Origin of the sequence: Chitinimonas sp. BJB300 (assembly GCF_002735695.1) — a bacterium.
In the GTDB taxonomy this organism is placed as follows: Bacteria; Pseudomonadota; Gammaproteobacteria; order Burkholderiales; family Chitinimonadaceae; genus Chitinimonas.
This window is the reverse complement of sequence record NZ_PDZH01000002.1, coordinates 1-18,062: the sequence shown is the minus strand read 5'-3', so window position 1 is coordinate 18,062 and position 18,062 is coordinate 1. Positions and strand designations below refer to the sequence as shown.

General features: G+C 54.4%; 14 protein-coding genes. 5 read left to right on the top strand and 9 right to left on the bottom strand.

What is annotated here, in order from left to right; genetic code table 11:
* Window positions 1-42: 42 nt before the first annotated feature.
* Both CSQ89_RS00515 and gloB read right to left on the bottom strand, forming a co-directional pair.
* Complete coding sequence (locus CSQ89_RS00515) at window positions 43-1,641, bottom strand: lytic transglycosylase (RefSeq protein ID WP_158228841.1); 1,599 nt, start codon at window positions 1,639-1,641, stop codon at window positions 43-45.
* A 167-nt stretch (window positions 1,642-1,808) separates the two neighbouring features.
* The gene (gene gloB / locus CSQ89_RS00510; RefSeq protein ID WP_099404237.1) at window positions 1,809-2,564 is read right to left on the bottom strand and encodes a hydroxyacylglutathione hydrolase; all 756 of its coding nucleotides are present in this window, start codon (window positions 2,562-2,564) and stop codon (window positions 1,809-1,811) included.
* On the opposite strand from gloB, the gene CSQ89_RS00505 reads away from it, so the two are divergent.
* The 4 genes from CSQ89_RS00505 (at window position 2,563) to CSQ89_RS00490 (ending at window position 4,961) form a co-directional block, all read left to right on the top strand.
* Entirely contained in the window at window positions 2,563-3,330 is a 768-nt protein-coding gene (locus CSQ89_RS00505; RefSeq protein ID WP_099404236.1) for a class I SAM-dependent methyltransferase, read from the top strand. The two genes, gloB and CSQ89_RS00505, sit on opposite strands and share 2 nt — an antisense overlap.
* Window positions 3,331-3,608: 278 nt before the next feature.
* On the top strand, window positions 3,609-3,929 hold the full coding sequence (locus CSQ89_RS00500; protein ID WP_099404235.1) for a c-type cytochrome: 321 nt from the start codon (window positions 3,609-3,611) through the stop codon (window positions 3,927-3,929).
* Window positions 3,930-3,939: 10 nt separating this feature from the next.
* Entirely contained in the window at window positions 3,940-4,263 is a 324-nt protein-coding gene (locus tag CSQ89_RS00495; RefSeq protein WP_099404234.1) for a c-type cytochrome, read from the top strand.
* Between the two features lie 83 nt (window positions 4,264-4,346).
* Window positions 4,347-4,961 (top strand): GNAT family N-acetyltransferase, encoded by a 615-nt coding sequence (locus CSQ89_RS00490; RefSeq protein ID WP_099404233.1) that lies wholly within the window; start codon window positions 4,347-4,349, stop codon window positions 4,959-4,961.
* Window positions 4,962-4,998: 37 nt separating this feature from the next.
* Here CSQ89_RS00490 and glgA read toward each other — a convergent pair whose 3' ends face one another.
* The 3 genes from glgA to CSQ89_RS00475 all read right to left on the bottom strand — a co-directional run bounded on the left by glgA (window position 4,999) and on the right by CSQ89_RS00475 (window position 9,620).
* Complete coding sequence (gene glgA, locus CSQ89_RS00485; protein WP_308418098.1) at window positions 4,999-6,453, bottom strand: glycogen synthase GlgA; 1,455 nt, start codon at window positions 6,451-6,453, stop codon at window positions 4,999-5,001.
* Between the two features lie 115 nt (window positions 6,454-6,568).
* Window positions 6,569-7,849: a glucose-1-phosphate adenylyltransferase gene (gene glgC, locus CSQ89_RS00480; protein WP_099404231.1), complete on the bottom strand. Its 1,281-nt coding sequence runs from the start codon at window positions 7,847-7,849 to the stop codon at window positions 6,569-6,571.
* Between the two features lie 139 nt (window positions 7,850-7,988).
* Window positions 7,989-9,620 carry an alpha-D-glucose phosphate-specific phosphoglucomutase gene (locus CSQ89_RS00475; RefSeq protein ID WP_186293341.1) on the bottom strand — a complete coding sequence of 544 codons (1,632 nt, stop codon included), beginning with the start codon at window positions 9,618-9,620 and terminating at the stop codon, window positions 7,989-7,991.
* A 709-nt stretch (window positions 9,621-10,329) separates the two neighbouring features.
* On the opposite strand from CSQ89_RS00475, the gene CSQ89_RS00470 reads away from it, so the two are divergent.
* Window positions 10,330-11,454, top strand: coding sequence for an ABC transporter substrate-binding protein (locus tag CSQ89_RS00470; RefSeq protein ID WP_233202922.1), 1,125 nt, complete (start codon window positions 10,330-10,332; stop codon window positions 11,452-11,454).
* 101 nt (window positions 11,455-11,555) lie between these two features.
* On the opposite strand, the gene CSQ89_RS00465 is transcribed toward CSQ89_RS00470, so the two are convergent.
* The 4 genes from CSQ89_RS00465 to CSQ89_RS23745 form a co-directional block, all read right to left on the bottom strand.
* On the bottom strand, window positions 11,556-13,016 hold the full coding sequence (locus CSQ89_RS00465) for a S41 family peptidase (protein ID WP_099404228.1): 1,461 nt from the start codon (window positions 13,014-13,016) through the stop codon (window positions 11,556-11,558).
* Between the two features lie 220 nt (window positions 13,017-13,236).
* A complete protein-coding gene (gene glgX, locus CSQ89_RS00460; RefSeq protein ID WP_099404227.1) occupies window positions 13,237-15,306 on the bottom strand; it encodes a glycogen debranching protein GlgX in 2,070 nt (689 codons plus the stop codon).
* A gap of 1 nt (window position 15,307) precedes the next feature.
* Entirely contained in the window at window positions 15,308-17,464 is a 2,157-nt protein-coding gene (gene glgB, locus CSQ89_RS00455) for a 1,4-alpha-glucan branching protein GlgB (RefSeq protein ID WP_099404226.1), read from the bottom strand.
* Window positions 17,465-17,681: 217 nt separating this feature from the next.
* Complete coding sequence (locus tag CSQ89_RS23745) at window positions 17,682-17,903, bottom strand: 5'-nucleotidase (RefSeq protein WP_139022773.1); 222 nt, start codon at window positions 17,901-17,903, stop codon at window positions 17,682-17,684.
* Between the last annotated feature and the right edge of the window lie 159 nt (window positions 17,904-18,062).

The following is an 18,062-nucleotide window of genomic DNA, read 5'->3' as shown; positions in this document are numbered from 1 at the left end:
CAAATAAATAACCCCCGCAAAAACGGGGGTTATTTATTTGCTTCAACGCATGTGCGGTATCTGTAACTTGTAACCCGCCCTTAACATTCCACGGGCTGCCGGGCGATTCCATTTCCTCAGCTCGCCCACGCTTACATCATGCTTGCGTGCTATCTCGTCCAAGGTATCGCCGTTACGTACGATATACAGACGGGTCTTGGCATGCTTTACCCCTTCTTTTTCGGCAGTTTTGCTGTTACTTGGCAAAGACGCAGTCATCGCACCCGCACTTACTTTAAGGTTATTGCCGATCGATACACCGTTTGAACTTAAACCATTCAGCACTTTCAATTCAGCTACCGGCATGCCGTAATGCTTGGCGATACTGAACAACGTCTCGCCCTTGCCAACCTTATGCTGAATGAGCGTTGTCTTCGGTTTGCTGGGGGCTATCTCGTTGCTATCGCCAACGGTTGCAACGGCGCTTGAAATAATGGAAGCCAAGTTCTGCCGGTCGCTTATGTTCATATCCGCACGAATCGGCACCAGAATGGTTTGACCGTTTGCTGCTCGGATATTACCTAGCTTGTTCACATCCTTCAGCTCAGCCATCTGGATATTGAACCTACTGGCAATGGCCTCAAGCGACTCCCCACGCTTCGTTACATAGGGCTGCCACGACAAGAGCGGCGCATCATAGCTCTTGAGATTCTGCTCAAATTTTTCAACGTTATCGATCGGCAGCAGTAACTTACGGTCTTCCTTATGCGCAAACACCGGACGGATAAGGCCGGGGTTCAGCATCAACAATTCTTCCATGGTTGTACCGGCAAGCTTGGCAACTACCTGCAAATCCATGTGCCGACCAGTGGCGACGGGTTGGAAATAAGGTTTGTCCGGTACAGAAGGAAGGGTCAATCCATAAGCAGCAGGGTTGGCAATGATATTGCGCACAGCAATCAGCTTGGGAACGTAGTTCTCCGTCTCGCGCGGCTTTCTGATGCTCTCGAAATCGTCATCCAAACCCTTGGCGCGGGTCTTCGCCAAAGCCCGGCCTACCCCGCCTTCACCCCAGTTGTAAGCAGCCAAGGCAAGTTGCCAATCACCAAACTGGTTATATAGGTCTTGCAAATAGTCGAGCGCAGCATAGGTTGCCGCCATGACATCCTGGCGACCGTCATACCACCAGGTACGCTCCAAACCATAACGCTGACCCGTCGCAGGAATGAACTGCCAAAGGCCCGAAGCCATGGCGTGCGACTGAGCTTTAGGAACAAAGGCGCTTTCTACGATGGGTAACAACGCCAATTCAGTGGGCATGCCACGGCGTTCAACTTCACCCACGATGAAATAAAGATAACGCCGGCTGCGCTCCACTACTCGCCGCATGTACTCGGGGTTCTTGGCGTAGAACTGTTCCTGGGCACGCACTTGGGCATTGTCCAGGTTTTCCATCTTGAATCCATGCCGTACCCGGGCCCATAAATCGGCTTGTTCGGTAGGCGTCAACGAAAGAATAGGTTGTGCGACATCAACGGGGGCCTGCATTGGCAAACCAGTATCATTGGTGGGCACACCAGCGTCATCAGCCATCGCCGGCGGCACAAACAGCGACGCAGCGAAAGCAAATAGGGAAAGTAAATGGAAAGGAATAATGTGCATGTACCGAAAAGCAAAAAAGCATGTCTTGGCAGGCGTAACTCTGGACATGCTGACGTCAAAAACTGGCCGGATAGTAACGGCGACCACCGAGAGCGTCAACCAAAAACTTCCTTAATAATCAATATTAAGGCTACGATTTCCGATCAACACAAGCCCGTTTTTCAGGCTTAAAAAACATCTTTCCAACGACGTAGCGCTGCAAAAACTTCCACCGGGCTACTATTCATTGCGCCTTGCTGAGCAGCAACCGTTATCAATTCTGGCGACGACCATCGCAGAAAGGGATTCGTCGCTTTTTCCCACCCTATGCTGCTCGGCAAAGTAGGCTCGCCACCCGCTCGTCGGGCCGCATCCTGCCCCACCCGCTGCTGCAAGACCGCATTGCCAGGCTCCGCCGCCAAGGCAAAACGCTGGTTGGCGAGGGTATATTCATGCGTACAGCAAACCAAGGTTTCATCGGGCAAGGCGGCCAAGCGCGCCAGCGAAGCCTGCATCTGTAGCGCGGAGCCTTCAAACAGCCGCCCGCAACCACAGGCAAATAAAGTATCGCCGCAAAACAGTACACCTTCACCATAGTAAGCCAAGTGGTCTTGTGTATGCCCTGGTACCGACATCACGACGAATTGCACATCAAGCTCCGGCACCTTTAACTGCGCACCATCGTCTACGACATGGTCTATACCGGCAATGCCAGCGGGCCCGAATACTGGACAGCGATAAGCGGCAATCAGTTCCGCAAGACCCGCTATATGATCAGCATGGTGATGAGTAATTAAGATGGACGCCAAGTCCAGGCCCAACTCGCTGAGCTTGGCGCGAACTGGGCCAGCGTCACCCGGATCAACCACCAATGCACGGCCGGCTTGATGCGCCAGCCAGACATAGTTGTCCTTCAGAATAGGAACTGGCAGGATGTTCAACATGAACCTCTCCAATCATCCAGGTACTTGCGCCAGCGAAGCCTTCGCAGCTTGGCTGGCTAGTCCACTTGGGCAGTATGTCGCTATGCATGAGCAGGCGTTTTTTGATAACGCCGTAGCCGATGTGTTTGGTTATTACGCAGTGCAGCTGGAACTACCTGGGCTGGATTTGCTGCGTAGCAACCGCATGCCCACCCGCATCATTGCCGGTACGGCAAGAGGCTGCAAACTGGCCAGCGACCCTACCCAGCTTCCTTTTCCGGCAGCCAGCATCGATTTACTGATTTTACCGCATACCTTGGACTTCCATCCTGATCCCCATTCGGTATTGCGCGAAGCAGAACGCGTATTGGTACCGGAGGGCCGACTGATACTGAGTGGTTTCAACCCCTGGAGCCTGTGGGGAGCAACCCGCCTGACCAAGCGGCGTCAAGGTATGCCTTGGCAGGGTCAGTTCATCAGCTTGCCACGGCTGAAGGATTGGCTGGCGTTACTGTGCCTTGAACCGGCCGTCAGTAAAACCTGTTGTCACTCTCCACCTATTCTGCGTGACAACTGGCGCGAAAGTTTTCACTTCATGGAACATGCAGGCGAACGTTGGTGGCCAATCAACGGCGGCGTTTATTGCCTTGAAAGTGTCAAACGTGTGCGAGGCATGCGCTTGATTACCCCAGCCTGGAAGAAAGCGAAGCCGGTTGGCCGGGCGGTCGCCGTCGGTGCAGCAGACAGACGCCAACCCAAGCTGGTGAACCAACGTAAGCAGCATTGATTGGCTTGAGACAGCTATTGCCAACACCGCTTACAGCTTGTCATACAACACCTTTCAGTCGCCGTTGCATACCCGGCATACCGGTGCAGCGCAACCCGAATAGCGCTATTCGCACTGCAACTAGCTGAATCAACAGCTTTACTTGCCTTCAACGTCCATAAATAGTTGCTTTTAAGGCCATAATGCCAGCGTGGCGCAGCGACTTTGGCATCGCTACAATGCTGCGGACTCTGGCGACTTCCCGCCGCTGGAGCAAGATACCAATATGGGAGGTGACGATGTTTAACAAGCCAACATGGCTCGCATTGGGGCTGGTTATTAGCCTGCCATTAGCCGTGCAAGCAGCGGGCGACCCGCAAACCGGGGCAAAGAAGAATTCGATGTGCATTGGCTGTCATGGCATCGACGGCTACAAAACAGCATTCCCCAGCGTTTACCACGTACCCAAAATCGGCGGCCAGCATGCCGAGTACATCGTTGCGGCTTTGACTGCGTATAAGACCGGCGCACGTAAGCACCCGACAATGACCGCTATCGCCGCACAGCTATCTGAACAAGATATTGCCGATCTGGCCGCTTACTACACTGGCAAACGCTAAGAGGTTTACGATGAATGCCCGATGCCTTTCCCTGCTCGTCATTGCCGGCACGACATTGGCAACACAGGCTGCTGACTTGAACGCCGGCAAAGCCAAATCCGAACAAGTATGTGCCAGCTGCCACAATGTGGATGGCAACAGCACCAATCCACAATATCCTGTACTGGCTGGCCAGCATGGTGACTATATAGCGCGTGCACTGCACGACTATCAGACGGGTGTCCGCACCAACGCCATCATGGCGGGGATGGCCAAGCCATTGACCAAAGACGATATCGCCAACCTCGCCGATTGGTTCGCCTCGCAGCAAAGCGGTTTGAACATGAAACGCTAGGCACCTATGGTTGTGATGTATGCCACTACGCCCGGCTTGCCGGGCGTAGTGCTTTCTTTTTTAACTTAACGCCAACGTCTGTAATGAACAGCATCATTCCTCTTCCTTACCTCACTGATGGTAGTTTGATCATCCGGCTGGCAACGTCCGATGACATTCCTGCCATCCTGGCGTTCTTCACCGCCAACCGCGAAGCGCTAGGGCCGGTCGAGCCACGCAGGCCGGATAATTTCTACACCGTCTCCTTTTGGGAGATGCGCATCGCCTTGAACCTGAGCCATTACGAACAAGCGCGCAATGCCTGTCTGTTCGTATTCGAGCCCAACGATCAAACTGTCATCGGTGACATCAACTTCACCAATATCAGCGGCTATCCGCACCATGGCTGCACACTGGGCTACGCATTGGCGCAGACGCAATGGGGGCACGGGCGTATGCAACGTGCGCTGCAATTGGCCATTCCGTGGATATTCGCTACCTTCAACCTGCACAGAGTGGCTGCTAACCACTTGCCAGACAACGAGCGAAGTGCACGTCTACTTCAAAAGATGGGGTTCCAACGAGAGGGCATGGCACGCGACTATCTGTTGATTGATGGCTTTTGGCGCGACCATATATTGACAGCCCTGACACACAGCGACTGGCAAGCCCGTGACCACACCGCCCCACTGGTGCATAAGCAGCGCGGAAAGCATTAGCGACTACACCAGGGCACACACGCCCAGTGTGCAGCACCTACTTGTGTGCTGCACGGTATAACGCCAAATAAGCTTGTGCCGGCGCAGCCCAATCGAATTGACGGCCCATGGCATGGCGGCGCACCTCGCGCCATATTGGGGGCTTGGCATAGAGCACAAAGGCGCGTTGCACGGCAGCATCGAAATCGGGCTGCTCAAAACGCTCGAAGACAAATCCGCATGCGGTCCCATCCGCCAAGTTTTCCAAGCTGCAATCGACCACCGTATCGGCCAGCCCGCCTGTGCGCCGCGCCAAGGGTAGTGCGCCATAACGCATGCCATACATCTGCGTCAGACCACAGGGCTCAAAACGCGATGGCACCATGATCACATCAGCACCTGCGAAGATGCGATGCGAAAGCGGCTCTTCAAAACCAAGCCGTACCACCACGCTGCCGGGATGATCTTGTTCCATTTGCTTGAAACCTGCCTCCAATGCCGGTTCACCACTACCCAGCACAACCAGTTGCCCACCTTGGGCCAATAGCTTCTGCATTCCTGCCAAGACCAGATTCAGCCCCTTCTGCTCGGTCAACCGGCTTACCACCCCAAACAACAATGCATTGGGCGCACAAGCCAAGCCCAGCTCCTTTTGCAGACACGCCTTGCAGCGCGCCTTACCTACCGTCTTTTCCACATCGAAATGCCCTGGCAAGGCCGGGTCTGCAGCGGGATTCCAACTCGCGGCATCTACACCGTTGAGAATTCCCGTCAGGTGGGCCACCCGGTAGCGCAACAACCCATCCAGCCCGCAGCCATGCTCAGCCGATTGAATCTCACGCGCGTAGGTGGGGCTGACCGTAGCGATACGATCGCTGAATTGCAGGCCGGATTTGATAAAGGCAAGTTGGCCATGAAACTCCAGACCGTCGTACTGAAAGAAATTTCCGGGCAAACTCAGTTCGCCAAATACATCGCCGGGAAACAAGCCCTGATACGCGAGGTTATGCACGGTAAACACACTGGCAGCCAGCTTGCTACCCCGCAACAACGCAGCATGTTTCAAATAGGCGGCGGCAAGGCCGGCATGCCAGTCGTGCGCATGCAGTACATCGGGCCGCCAACCACCCAACTGGCCCGCCGCCAATTGAACAGCCACCCAGCCCAACAGCGCAAAGCGGCGATAGTTGTCTGGATAGGGTCGTTGATCACCATCAGCATAAGGATTACCAGGACGGTCGAACAAACTGGGCGCATCGATCACATACACCGGCGTGCCATCAGGCAACTTTCCCTGCCACAGCACACATTCCGACGCGACAAAATGCGGCGGCACCACCGCCACACGCTTTGCATCGAGCAAGCCTGCACGGATGGCAGGAAAGCCCGGGAGCAATATCCTGGCATCCATCCCCTGCACTCGCTGGGCAGTAGGCAATGCGCCAATGACATCGGCGAGCCCGCCCGTTTTCAACCAGGGAAAACATTCCGCCGCCACGTGAAGAATTTTCAAAGCCACAACCTAAATAGAAATAAATTCATTCCGGTTTTTGTACCTCACCCCGCTAACAGCAGGTAGTACAAGCCCAGGCGTGGGAGATTGAGGTACAACGGGCGCTCAGGAACCATCAGATTTTCATCCCCAGCAACATCTCACGTGTCACCAACAGCACACCGCCTTCGCTGCGATAGAAATGTTTGGTGTCATTATCGGCATCCTCGCCAATCACCATCCCCGCAGGAATCTTACAACCGCGGTCCACCACCACCTTACGCAACCGGGCTCCCTGGCCCACATCCACATCCGGCAGCAGCACAGCTTGGTCGATTAAACAGTGCGGGTGCACCCGTACCTTATTGAAAAGCACCGAGTTGGTGACCTGTGCCACCGAGACAATACAGCCACCTGAAATGATGGCGTTGTGCACCCGGTGTTCACCTCCCGCATCCTGCACAAATTTGGCGGGGGGCAGCTGTTCCTGGTAGGTCCAGATAGGCCAGCTTCGATCGTATAAATCCAACTCCGGCGTAATCGACGCCAAATCCAGATTCGCAGCCCAATAAGCATCCACCGTACCGACATCACGCCAGTAAGGGGGTGCATGCGGATAACTCGATACGCAGGAAAGGCCAAACGGATGCGCCAAAGCCCGACCAGCCTTCACGGCGGCTGGAATCAGGTTCTTGCCGAAATCATGTTCGCTACCGGCATCGTCAATATCTTCCTCCAGCAGCCGGTACAGATAGTCCGCATCGAAGATATAGATACCCATGCTGGCCAATGCCCGCCCAGGCTTATCGGGCATGGGCGGCGGGTCGGCAGGCTTCTCGACAAAGTCGATGATCTTGCGCATCTCATCCACCGCCATCACGCCGAAAGCGCTAGCCTCTTGCAGGGGCACTTCAATACACGCCACGGTGACGCCACTCTTGATGCCGAGCTTGTCCAGGCTCTGGACATGGTCAAGCAGCATGCGGGCGTAATCCATCTTGTAGATATGGTCGCCAGCGAGGATCACCACATATTCAGGTCGATAGCTTCGGACAATATCCAGGTTCTGGTAGACCGCGTCGGCAGTGCCACGGTACCAACTACCATCGTCCACACGTTGTTGGGCGGGTAGAAGATCGATGAACTCCCCCATCTCGGAACGGAACATCGCCCAACCGCGCTGGAGGTGACGCAACAACGAGTGCGACTTATATTGTGTGACCACGCCGATCCGGCGAATGCCCGAATTCAGGCAATTGGACAAGGCAAAGTCGATGATGCGGAACTTCCCGCCGAAGTGGACAGCCGGCTTGGCGCGCTTGTCGGTAAGCTGCTTGAGCCTTGTTCCGCGACCACCAGCCAGCACCAGGGCAATACTACGCCGGGGCAACTGGCGAGCAATAATCAGGTCGTCCATCCCACCCTCCCGTTCTGTTCTGGCGAACCAAACAGCAACGCCAGTCACACCCAGGTTCTACAGCGTTCCGTTTTACGCGGCTTGGACTGTATCCACTTCAGGTGCAACTCCCATCACGGGCAACCGGAATGGGCGCTATTCACGTCACGACATCGGCCACAGTACGTCCTGTGTTGGCGTAGATACCTGCCAGTTCCTCGGCGGCGGCAATCACAGCCTTGAGTGCAGACTGGGTTTCCTGCGCCTGCTCACTCACCTCCGCCGTGTAATGCTCCAGGTAAACTCGCAGCGTGGCGCCCTCCGTCCCGGTACCAGACAATCGGAAGACCACGCGTGAGCCGCCTGCAAATTCAATCCGAATCCCCTGTTGCTGCGAAAGCGAGCCGTCTACAGAATCGGTATAGGCAAAATCATCGGCCAGCGTCACACATAAACCAGCCACCAGGGTGTTAACCAAGCCTGGTAGCTTGCTGCGCAGGGTAGCCAATACCACATCGCCCGCCGCAACGCTCAACCCCTCATAGTCGTGACGTGAATAAAAGTGCCGCCCAAATTGCGCCCAGTGCGCTTGCACTATCTGCGCCACCGACTGTTTACGCACCGCTACCAGATTGAGCCACGCCAGCGCCGCCCAGATGCCATCTTTTTCCCGCACATGGTCAGCGCCGGTACCGTAACTTTCCTCACCACACAATTGAATGCGGCCGGCATCAAGCAGATTGCCGAAGAATTTCCACCCAGTCGGCGTCTCATAGCAGTCGATACCCAGTGCTTTAGCCACGCTATCCACCGCACGTGATGTAGGCATTGACCGGGCCACGCCGGTGAGCCGGCCCTTGAACTGCGGAATAAGCGCCGCATTGGCGGCCAATACCGCCAAGCTGTCTGATGGGGTCAAAACAAAATCACGGCCAAGAATCATATTGCGGTCAGCATCGCCATCGAAGGCTGCGCCAAAGTCAGGTGCGCCTCTACCTTGCATGGTGTCAACCAAGTCGGCGCAATACACCGGGTTAGGGTCGGGATGGCCACCGGCAAAATCTGGCTGGGGTGCGGCATTACGCACGCTGTTCATCGGTGCACCCAGCATGTCTTCAAAAAGACGGATCGCATACGGGCCACCCACCGCATGAAGCGCATCAAGGCGTAGCGTATGGCCAGCCGCAATCCAGGCCCGGATAGCATCAAAATCCAATAGCTGCTGCATCAGCACGGCATAGTCCGCCACGGGGTCTACCACGCTCACGCGCATACCTGCGAATTCAACCTCCCCCACCACCGCGAGGTCGATATCGGGTGCATTGCTCAGATGGTATTCATGCACCTGCAACGTAGCGGCGTAGATTGCATCGGTCAGTTTTTCCGGCGCAGGGCCGCCATTGCCGGCATTGAACTTGATGCCAAAGTCACCCTGCGGCCCACCTGGGTTATGCGAAGCCGAAAGAATGATGCCGCCCACCGCCTGATGAAGCCGGATCAGATGCGACGCCGCAGGCGTGGACAACAGCCCATGCTGCCCCACCAGCAACCGCGCCACACCGTTAGCCGCTGCCATCTTCAGGATGGTTTGCAACGCGATCTCATTGAGATACCGGCCATCGCCGCCCAATATCAATGTCCCACCCTTGAGTTCAGGCACCGCCAGGAAAATGGCTTGGACGAAATTTTCCAGAAAATGCGGTTGTTGGAAGACCGCGACCTTTTTACGTAAGCCAGAGGTACCAGGTTTTTGGCCTTGAATAGGCTGCGTGGCATGTATTGTATGAGGCATTATTTTTTCATGTGGATGGAATTATCTTTTTAATACCCAGTCTGTGCTCTAAACACATCAACATAATCAACCGACTGCTTGCCAATTTATATAAAAGGCAGGCAGCCGTTAAATCTTCAATACTGCCCCAACATTATGGCAACAAGGCACTTTAATGCCAAGCATCAGGAAAGATAGCACTGAAATAAATTGTACAAAAGTCAATACCGGGCAAACTATCTTCAATAAAGAAATCAGGAAAATCACATCGCACGGATTAATATACTTTGCTTCAATACTTCTGCTATCAAAAACTTAGATTTACCCCCATTCCATTATCATACCTGAAAATACGTCCACATCCCGCCACGAAACGCAATGAGAAAATATCGCGACAACCTCCACTTCACCTTTAACCAAGCATGCCTAAACAACCGCCACATCACTCATTCTCAACCGCTTTTTTACATCAAAACCAAGCAAATCTTACTAGAGCAATATCAGCCCTATGCCGCATGCACACAGCATCTGGAGTCAATGCTCCCTCCTGCAATCTGGGTAATTCCCAACATTGCATGGCAATGACATTGTGATAGGATTTTATGAAATTTCTATCAGCAAATCATGCTTGGTGGTGAACAGATCAGATGTTTGCCGCCCATAGCTAATGAATTCAACACATACGGCATCGCTTGAGCGATGCCGTAATTAATTATTGGAATGTTAAATCATGAAAAAATGGTGGCATATAAGCCTAACCGCGGTATGTATGTTTGCACAAGCGGAGGTAGGCGTAACAGATAGTGAAATTACTATTGGCCAATCTGCGGCATTAACTGGTGCCGCCGCCGAATTGGGTAAAGGTGTCTCTCGCGGCGCAAATGCCTATTTCGACCAAATCAACAAGCGAGGTGGTATACATGGCCGTAAAATTCGCCTGGTAACATTGGACGATGGCTATGAACCCGAACGTGCTGCGTTAAATACCAAGAAATTATTGGAAACCGAAGACGCATTTGCCTTGTTCGGCTATGTAGGCACCCCTACTTCGAATGCCTCGTTGTCCCAAATCAAACAATCCGGCGTGCCATTTATTGCGCCTTATACGGGTGCCAATAGCCTACGTGCGCCATTTATCCGCAATGTATTCAATATCCGCGCGAGCTATGGCGATGAAGCAATGGAAATCGCCGAGTTCATGTCCAAGATGGGCATGAGCACAGTCAATATCCTGTATCAAGACGATGCCTATGGTTCTGCTGGCTTGGCAGCTATGCAGGAAGCCGCAGCCAAGTACAAGCTGACCATCACGGCGACAGCAACGGTGAAGCGCAATAGCGTGGACGTTTCACGTGCCGTCGAAGAGCTGGTCATTAGGAAACCAGCCAACGCGATATTCATCGTCTCGACCTACAAGAGCAGCGCCGCCTTTATTTCGGCAGCGCGGGGGCGTAATTCAGTCGGCCCCTTCTATAACGTCAGCTTTGTCGGTACAGAAGCGCTGGTCAACGAACTCAAGCAAGACGGCAATGGCGTCATCGTCACCCAAGTCGTGCCCTCACCCTACAGCGCCATCAAACCCGTTGCACAGGACTACCAGAAGACCATGAAGGCAGCCGGTATCAACACGGTGGACTACCCCAGTATGGAAGGCTATCTGGGTGCCCGGATACTGGTGGAAGGCATTAAGCGTGCAGGCCGCGATTTGAACCGTGAGAAGCTCATCACGGCGCTGGAAGGCCTGAACAACTATGATATGGGGGGATTCCGCGTCAATTTCTCCGGCACAAATCGTAGCGGATCGCAGTTCATCGACATGACCATACTTGATCGCACCGGCAAGATTCGCAGCTAAGACACCGTAGCACAGCGCGGCAGTTCACACGCTGATCGTGAGTCCGCACAACGCCGCCCCTGATACCCAGCCACCCAGCTGGGTGTTTTGCTTTTCGAAGCCTAGCGCCCCAACCAACGCCACAGCATCTCCCATTCCGAGTCACGTCCTGCGGCTATCTGAGCTGGCGTTGTATTGATCGTCACGTCGGGCAGCAACCCCGCTTCGGCTTCGGGTTTGGTAGAAAAATGCGCTACCAATGGGATATCGATTTCAATACCAGACCCCGGCAAGCGCAGATACATGAAAGCACCATCGTTGCTGCCGCGCAGATTGCCACCGGTAGGGCGGCCAAACAGCAGGCCGCGCCTAAGTTCGCGAACACGCTGTGCAAATTGGAAACTGGCTGCGCGATTGCTGCCATCCACCAGCAACACCACCCGGCCCCGGAAACCGGGCGCCAGCAAGGTAAGTGGATTGGTGGCAGTTTGGCCGTTGAATAACGCAAACAAGCCATCAGCATCCGCATCGGGCACCGTATTCCAGCGATAAAAGCTTGGGTCTGCCGTTTCCAGATGAGGCCGAAGGAGTGCCGGGACCTGTTGGTAGCGCACTTTGTCCAGCATAGGTTTAGGTAAGGGAGATTGGTCCATCAGATAGCCCAGCAAACTATCGCCCACGGCATCAGCCCCACCTTCATTTCCTCGCAGATCAATCACCAATTCGCTGACTTGCTTTTCTGCCAGCTTCTGGAAACTCTGCTGCAAGAAACCGCGCCAATCCCAATCCCCTACAGCCCAGCTTGGCATCTGCAACAAGGCAATCCTGGGATTCGGGAAGCGCAATTGCCAGCGCGCTAGGGGATTGTTGTCTGCCTGACGAATCGCAGTACGGTCGGCAAAGGCTTGTAACGGCAACTTGATTTGCTGAATACGACTGGCATTGGGCTTAAGTACGCTTAACTGCAGCTGCCTGCCTTCCAACGGGAAACGTAGCGGCCAATACACATCGAAGGCCTCCACCGGGCGCCGCCCCTGTACCTCCAGCCCACTAAAGCGCTGCGCTTCGTTATTACCATCGGCACTCACCAGGGGAAGTAGAGCCTGCAAGATTTGCTCGACCGGTACACCATCAAGACGGAGCACTTGGGTACCAATGGGTAATTCCGGGTTAAAGCTGCGCGTAATCACCATTCGTTCGTTCAACCAGCGGAAATAAAACGGCAAGCGGGGCGCTTCCAGTACCGCATGCCGTACATGGTCTGGCTGGTTATCGAAATCGGGCCCTGTATTGCTGCACTTCACCTGTGCCGTAAAGGCAGCAAAGGCGAGATAAGCCTGCGCCACACTTTGGCTGGTTCTGAAACGTGCCTGCAATTGCTGGAAATGCGCTTCGATTTGGCTTGGGCTGTTATAGCGATAAAGCCCAGGGTGTAAAGCCTGCAGGGTCTCACGTAGCAGCCGGCCATCAGCCTGTAGGGCAGCCGGGCTAAGCATGGGAGAAACATCGTCCGCCCATGCGTGTGTAAATAGGGCTAGAAACAAGGCCAAAGCGAGAAAAATACGTCTGCAGCGCGTACGCATCCCATCCTCCTCGTTTCTATAGTCTTAAAACCTGTTTACAATCTGTCGCGAGCAGTCGTCAGCGGGGTGAAGCGCAGCGCAGAAACCGGAATATACATAGGTACATGAGGCTTTCGAGCAGCACATGAGCCCTGATCACGGTTGCGCAGCAAGATCGTAAACAGGTTCTTACCCAGCTTTTGGTTCTATCGTGACCATGCCAACCTGGCAGTGGCAGGCGCTACCAAGTCACTCGGCCATCCGTGCTCAACACCAACAGCCAGATAGCATTGGCCACCACCTCTGCTTGGTTTTGGAACAATGCATCCCCCGCCTCGGGCTCGGCAGTATCCAACACCCGCACCCAACGACCTGGCCGCAATTGGAATACCGTTGAATGCGCCTCCGCATTAATCAGCAACAGGCAGCGTTGACGCTCACCTTCCGGGCTCAACTCCACCGATAGACTGAACGCGTTCAAACCATCCCATTCAGCCGGGGTCATCGCCACCCCAGCCGCATTACGCCACAACACATCAGCGCGCTCGTAACCACCATGGCCAGTGGCTGACAACCAGCGTGCGTGGCGCAAGGCTGGATAGCTACGCCGCAGTGACAATAACCGGGCCGTGAAATCCGCCATGCTCTGATCAGCATGTTCCCAGTCTAGCCAACTGATCGGCCCGTCCTGACAATAGGCGTTGTTATTGCCCTGCTGGGTATGGCCCAGCTCGTCACCGGCCAACAGCATGGGGGTACCCTGGCTGAAGACCAGCGTCGCCAGCATGGCGCGACGCAGTCGGGTACGGATGGCCTTGATTTCTACATCATCGGTTTCGCCTTCTACACCACAGTTCCAACTGTGATTGTGGCTATGGCCGTCGCGGTTATCTTCGCCATTGGCTTCGTTATGCTTATTGCTGTAGCTCACCACATCGCGCAGGTTGAAGCCATCGTGTGCTGTCAGAAAATTCACGCAGGCCCAGGGTAAGCGTCCACGCCGCTCAAAAAGGTCGCTACTGGCGGTAAGACGGCGGGCGAACTCACCGCGGCTCACGCCATGGTGCAGCCAAAAACTACGCACGCTATCCCGATAACGGTCGGTCCACTCCGCCCAACCGGGTGGGAAGCCACCAACGCGATAACCATCAGGGCCAAGGTCCCAGGGCTCGGCGATCAACTTGAGGCGACAAAGTACGGGGTCGGCCAGGATGGCGGCAAAGAAGGAAGACCAAGCCTCAAACCCGCCGAACATGCCGCGCGCCAGGATAGGCGCCAAATCAAAGCGGAAGCCATCGACATGGCAATCGACAGCCCAGAAACGTAATGTATCGAGCACCAGTTGCAGGCAACGTGGTTCGGCAACATTCAACGTATTGCCGCAACCGGTCCAGTTCTCGCAATGGCCATCGGGCCACAGGCGGTAATAGGTACGATTATCCAGGCCACGTAGATTAAAGCTTGGCCCCCCAACGCCCCCCTCCCCGGTATGGTTGAGCACCACATCCAGAATCACTTCCAACCCTGCCTCGTGCAGGTGTTTGACCATGGTTTTGAATTCCCCCAGTGCATCGTCGGCCGAGGCATATCGCCTTTCAACTGCCATAAAGCACAGGCTGTTGTAGCCCCAGTAGTTCACCATATCGCGCGTGAGCAAATGTCCCTCGTCAGCACACGCTGCCACCGGTAGCAACTCTACGGTCGTCACCCCCAGCCATTTCAGCCAGTCGATGCTTGCTGAGTGTGCCAAACCGGCATAAGTACCCCGCAACGCCGCCGGCACAGCAGGATTCAACTGGCTGAACCCTTTCACATGCAACTCATAAATTACAGTGTTGTTCCAAGAAACCGCAGGCGGGCGATCATCTCCCCAATCGAAATGATCATCAGACACAACGGCCTTTACGGCTTGAATCGTATTGTTGCGTGGGTCAAGTCGGCTAGGGTCGCCTGGAAGGTGATCACAATAATCAGCCGGATTGGTATAGCGACCATGAAGGCGGCGGGCGTAGGGGTCACACAGTAACTTACTGGAGTTGTAGCGCTGGCCATGCTCGGGAGCAAACCGGCCATAGGCACGATAGCCATAGATCAACCCCGGTTCGGCACCAGGCAGGTAACCATGCCAAACCCCGGCATGCCAACCTGGCAGTGGTAAGCGCGCTAACTCTCGCTTACCCGCTGCATCGAAAACACACAGCTCTACCAAGTCGGCATTTAATGCATAAACGGCAAAGTTGACGCCATAACCATCGAAATGGCTGCCAAGGCGGAAGGGATCACCAGCAACCAGCCCTAGGGCCTGCACCATCTCATGTCTCCCTTATAAAGAACTGTACTGCCAAGGGCGCCAATCGCAGCCGAACCGACTGACCACGGCTATGCGCTGATATCGGCTCGGCCCAGGCATCACCATTGCCAACATCGCTCCCGCCATAACATGCCGCATCCGTATTCAGCACCTCACGCCAGCGACCAGCATTTGGCACACCAACCCGGTAATCATCCCGCACCAAAGGCGTGAAGTTACACATCACCAGCACATGCCCCCCATATCCATCATGGCGGATAAAACTGAATACCGAGTTGTCAGCATCATCCCAACATACCCATTCAAAGCCAGCCGGATCGCAATCCAGCACATGCAATGCCGAGGTTTGCCGATAGAGCTGATTGAGGTCACGTACCAGTTTTTGTACCCCGGCATGGCGAGGGTCATCAAGCAGATGCCAATCCAACCCGTTATCGTGGTTCCATTCCGACTCCTGGGCAAACTCTCCACCCATGAACAATAGCTTCTTACCGGGGTGCGCCCACATAAAGCCAAATAGCGCACGTAGATTGGCAAAGCGCTGCCAGGCATCACCAGGCATTTTGGTCAGCAAAGAGCCTTTTCCATGCACAACCTCATCGTGCGACAAGGGCAATACGTAATTTTCCGAAAAGGCATAGGTCAAGCCAAAGCTCAACTCACCTTGGTGATAACGCCGGAAAATCGGTTCGTGCCGCATATACGCCAACGTGTCATGCATCCAGCCCATGTTCCATTTGTAATGAAAGCCCAGACCACCATATTCGGGCGGGCGGCTCACTCCAGGAAATGTAGTCGATTCCTCGGCCAGTGTTATTGCACCAGGGCTTTCCACGCCCACCCAGTGATTGGTCTGCTGTAAAAAAGCAATGGCTTCCAGATTCTCCCGTCCCCCATGCACGTTCGGTATCCAATCCCCGGCAGCACGGCTGTAATCACGGTAAAGCATCGAAGCCACCGCATCGACACGCAGGCCATCAATGCCATAGCACTGCAGCCAAAACAACGCATTGGCGCTGAGAAAGTTGGCTACTTCACGCCGCCCGTAGTGATAAATCAGCGTATGCCAGTCACGGTGAAAACCTTCACGCGGGTCGGCATGTTCGTATAAATGACTACCGTCAAAACTCCCCAGGCCATGTTCATCTTCAGGGAAGTGGCCCGGCACCCAATCGAGAATGACACCCAGGCCTGCCTGATGGGCCGCAGCGACAAAGTCACGAAAATGCTCGGGCGAGCCAAAACGACTGGTGGGTGCATACAAGCCAGTGGGTTGATAGCCCCACGAACCATCAAAGGGATATTCGGTGATGGGCAGCAACTCAATATGGGTAAAGCCCATATCCACTGCGTAAGGAATCAATGTCTCGGCCAGTTCTTTGTAACTCAGCCAATCAAAACCGCGCTTACGCCAAGAGCCAAGATGAACTTCATAAATACTGACCGGTGCAGAACGATGCTGAGGCACCTGTATCGCTTCTGGAGGAACCGGCAAATCGACCACAATGGAGGCAGTGGCAGGACGTAGCTCGGCGTAAAAAGCCAGCGGATCAGCCTTCTGAATCCGGCGGCCATCCCATTCAAGCACTTCGTACTTATAAGGCTCGCCAACACCAAGGCCGGGCATAAAAATCTCCCATACCCCGCATTCCCGTCGCAATCGCATTGGGTGACAACAACCATCCCAAAAATTGAAGTCGCCAACCAATGACACCCGCTTGGCATTCGGTGCCCAAACACAAAAAGTCACCCCCGCTACCCCATCCAATGTCCGAGGGTGTGCTCCCAAGCTATGCCACAAACGTCGATGGCTACCTTCCGCGAGATGCCAGACCTCTTCATTGGTCAGTATCAGCGGAAAGCGATAGGGGTCATCTCGTTCTTGAGTGCAACCAAGCCAACTTGCTTTCAGACGATAGACAAAAGGCTCCTTCGCTATCTGGGGGTAAGCAAACAAACCCCGTGGATCAAGGCAAACCAGATCGGCCAACCAGTGCCCTTTGGCATCCAGCAAAGCAACCGACTGCGCCTGTGGCAGCCAACAGCGCAGCACCCAGTATTCACCATCATGCTGCCAGCCAAGTATCGCAAACGGATCGCTATGCTCACCACGGCACAAAGCCTCCACCACCCACGGATCGAGCGCTATGCCCGCCATACTAACCCCCGGTGCTCGATTCTGATCTTATATGCTAGGTCGCTTTGCCGCGGTAATCACCTTCAGCACGCCAACAAAGTAATCGCCCCCGTGCTAAAGGCACGAGGGCGAAAATTTGGTGCCCGGCACATCGGGCTCGACCGGACTAAAGCCACTCACCAAACTAGTACATCAGCGAAGTATGTGCAGTTTGCTGGGGGTTTATGACAAAGCGATTTCAGAGCCAATTATTTGTAAACTTTGACTCATTTAGAGAAAGAAGCCGCTTCACAAATGAAAAGGCAATTCCCTTCCGAAGGGGATTATCTAGATTCTTTTCTTGGTATTTACGGTATGCAGCCTCTCCCTTTCTCCGAAATACTGAGTCTGACTCCTTAAGGTCAAACATTACACTGGACGCAACTCCAATAACAAGACGATCTTCAAGTTTGTATGCCATCGCAATGAACTTAGATTAAATGTGTTTCTAACTAACTGATGTTACGCAGTAGCTGCGAGAAGCAGCTGTAACTGATCATAAGCCGCGCGGGAGGCGTTGATCAGTAACTTGCGGCAAAGTGCGAATGGGTTCTTCTGCGTCTTGATGCTCAGGCATTCA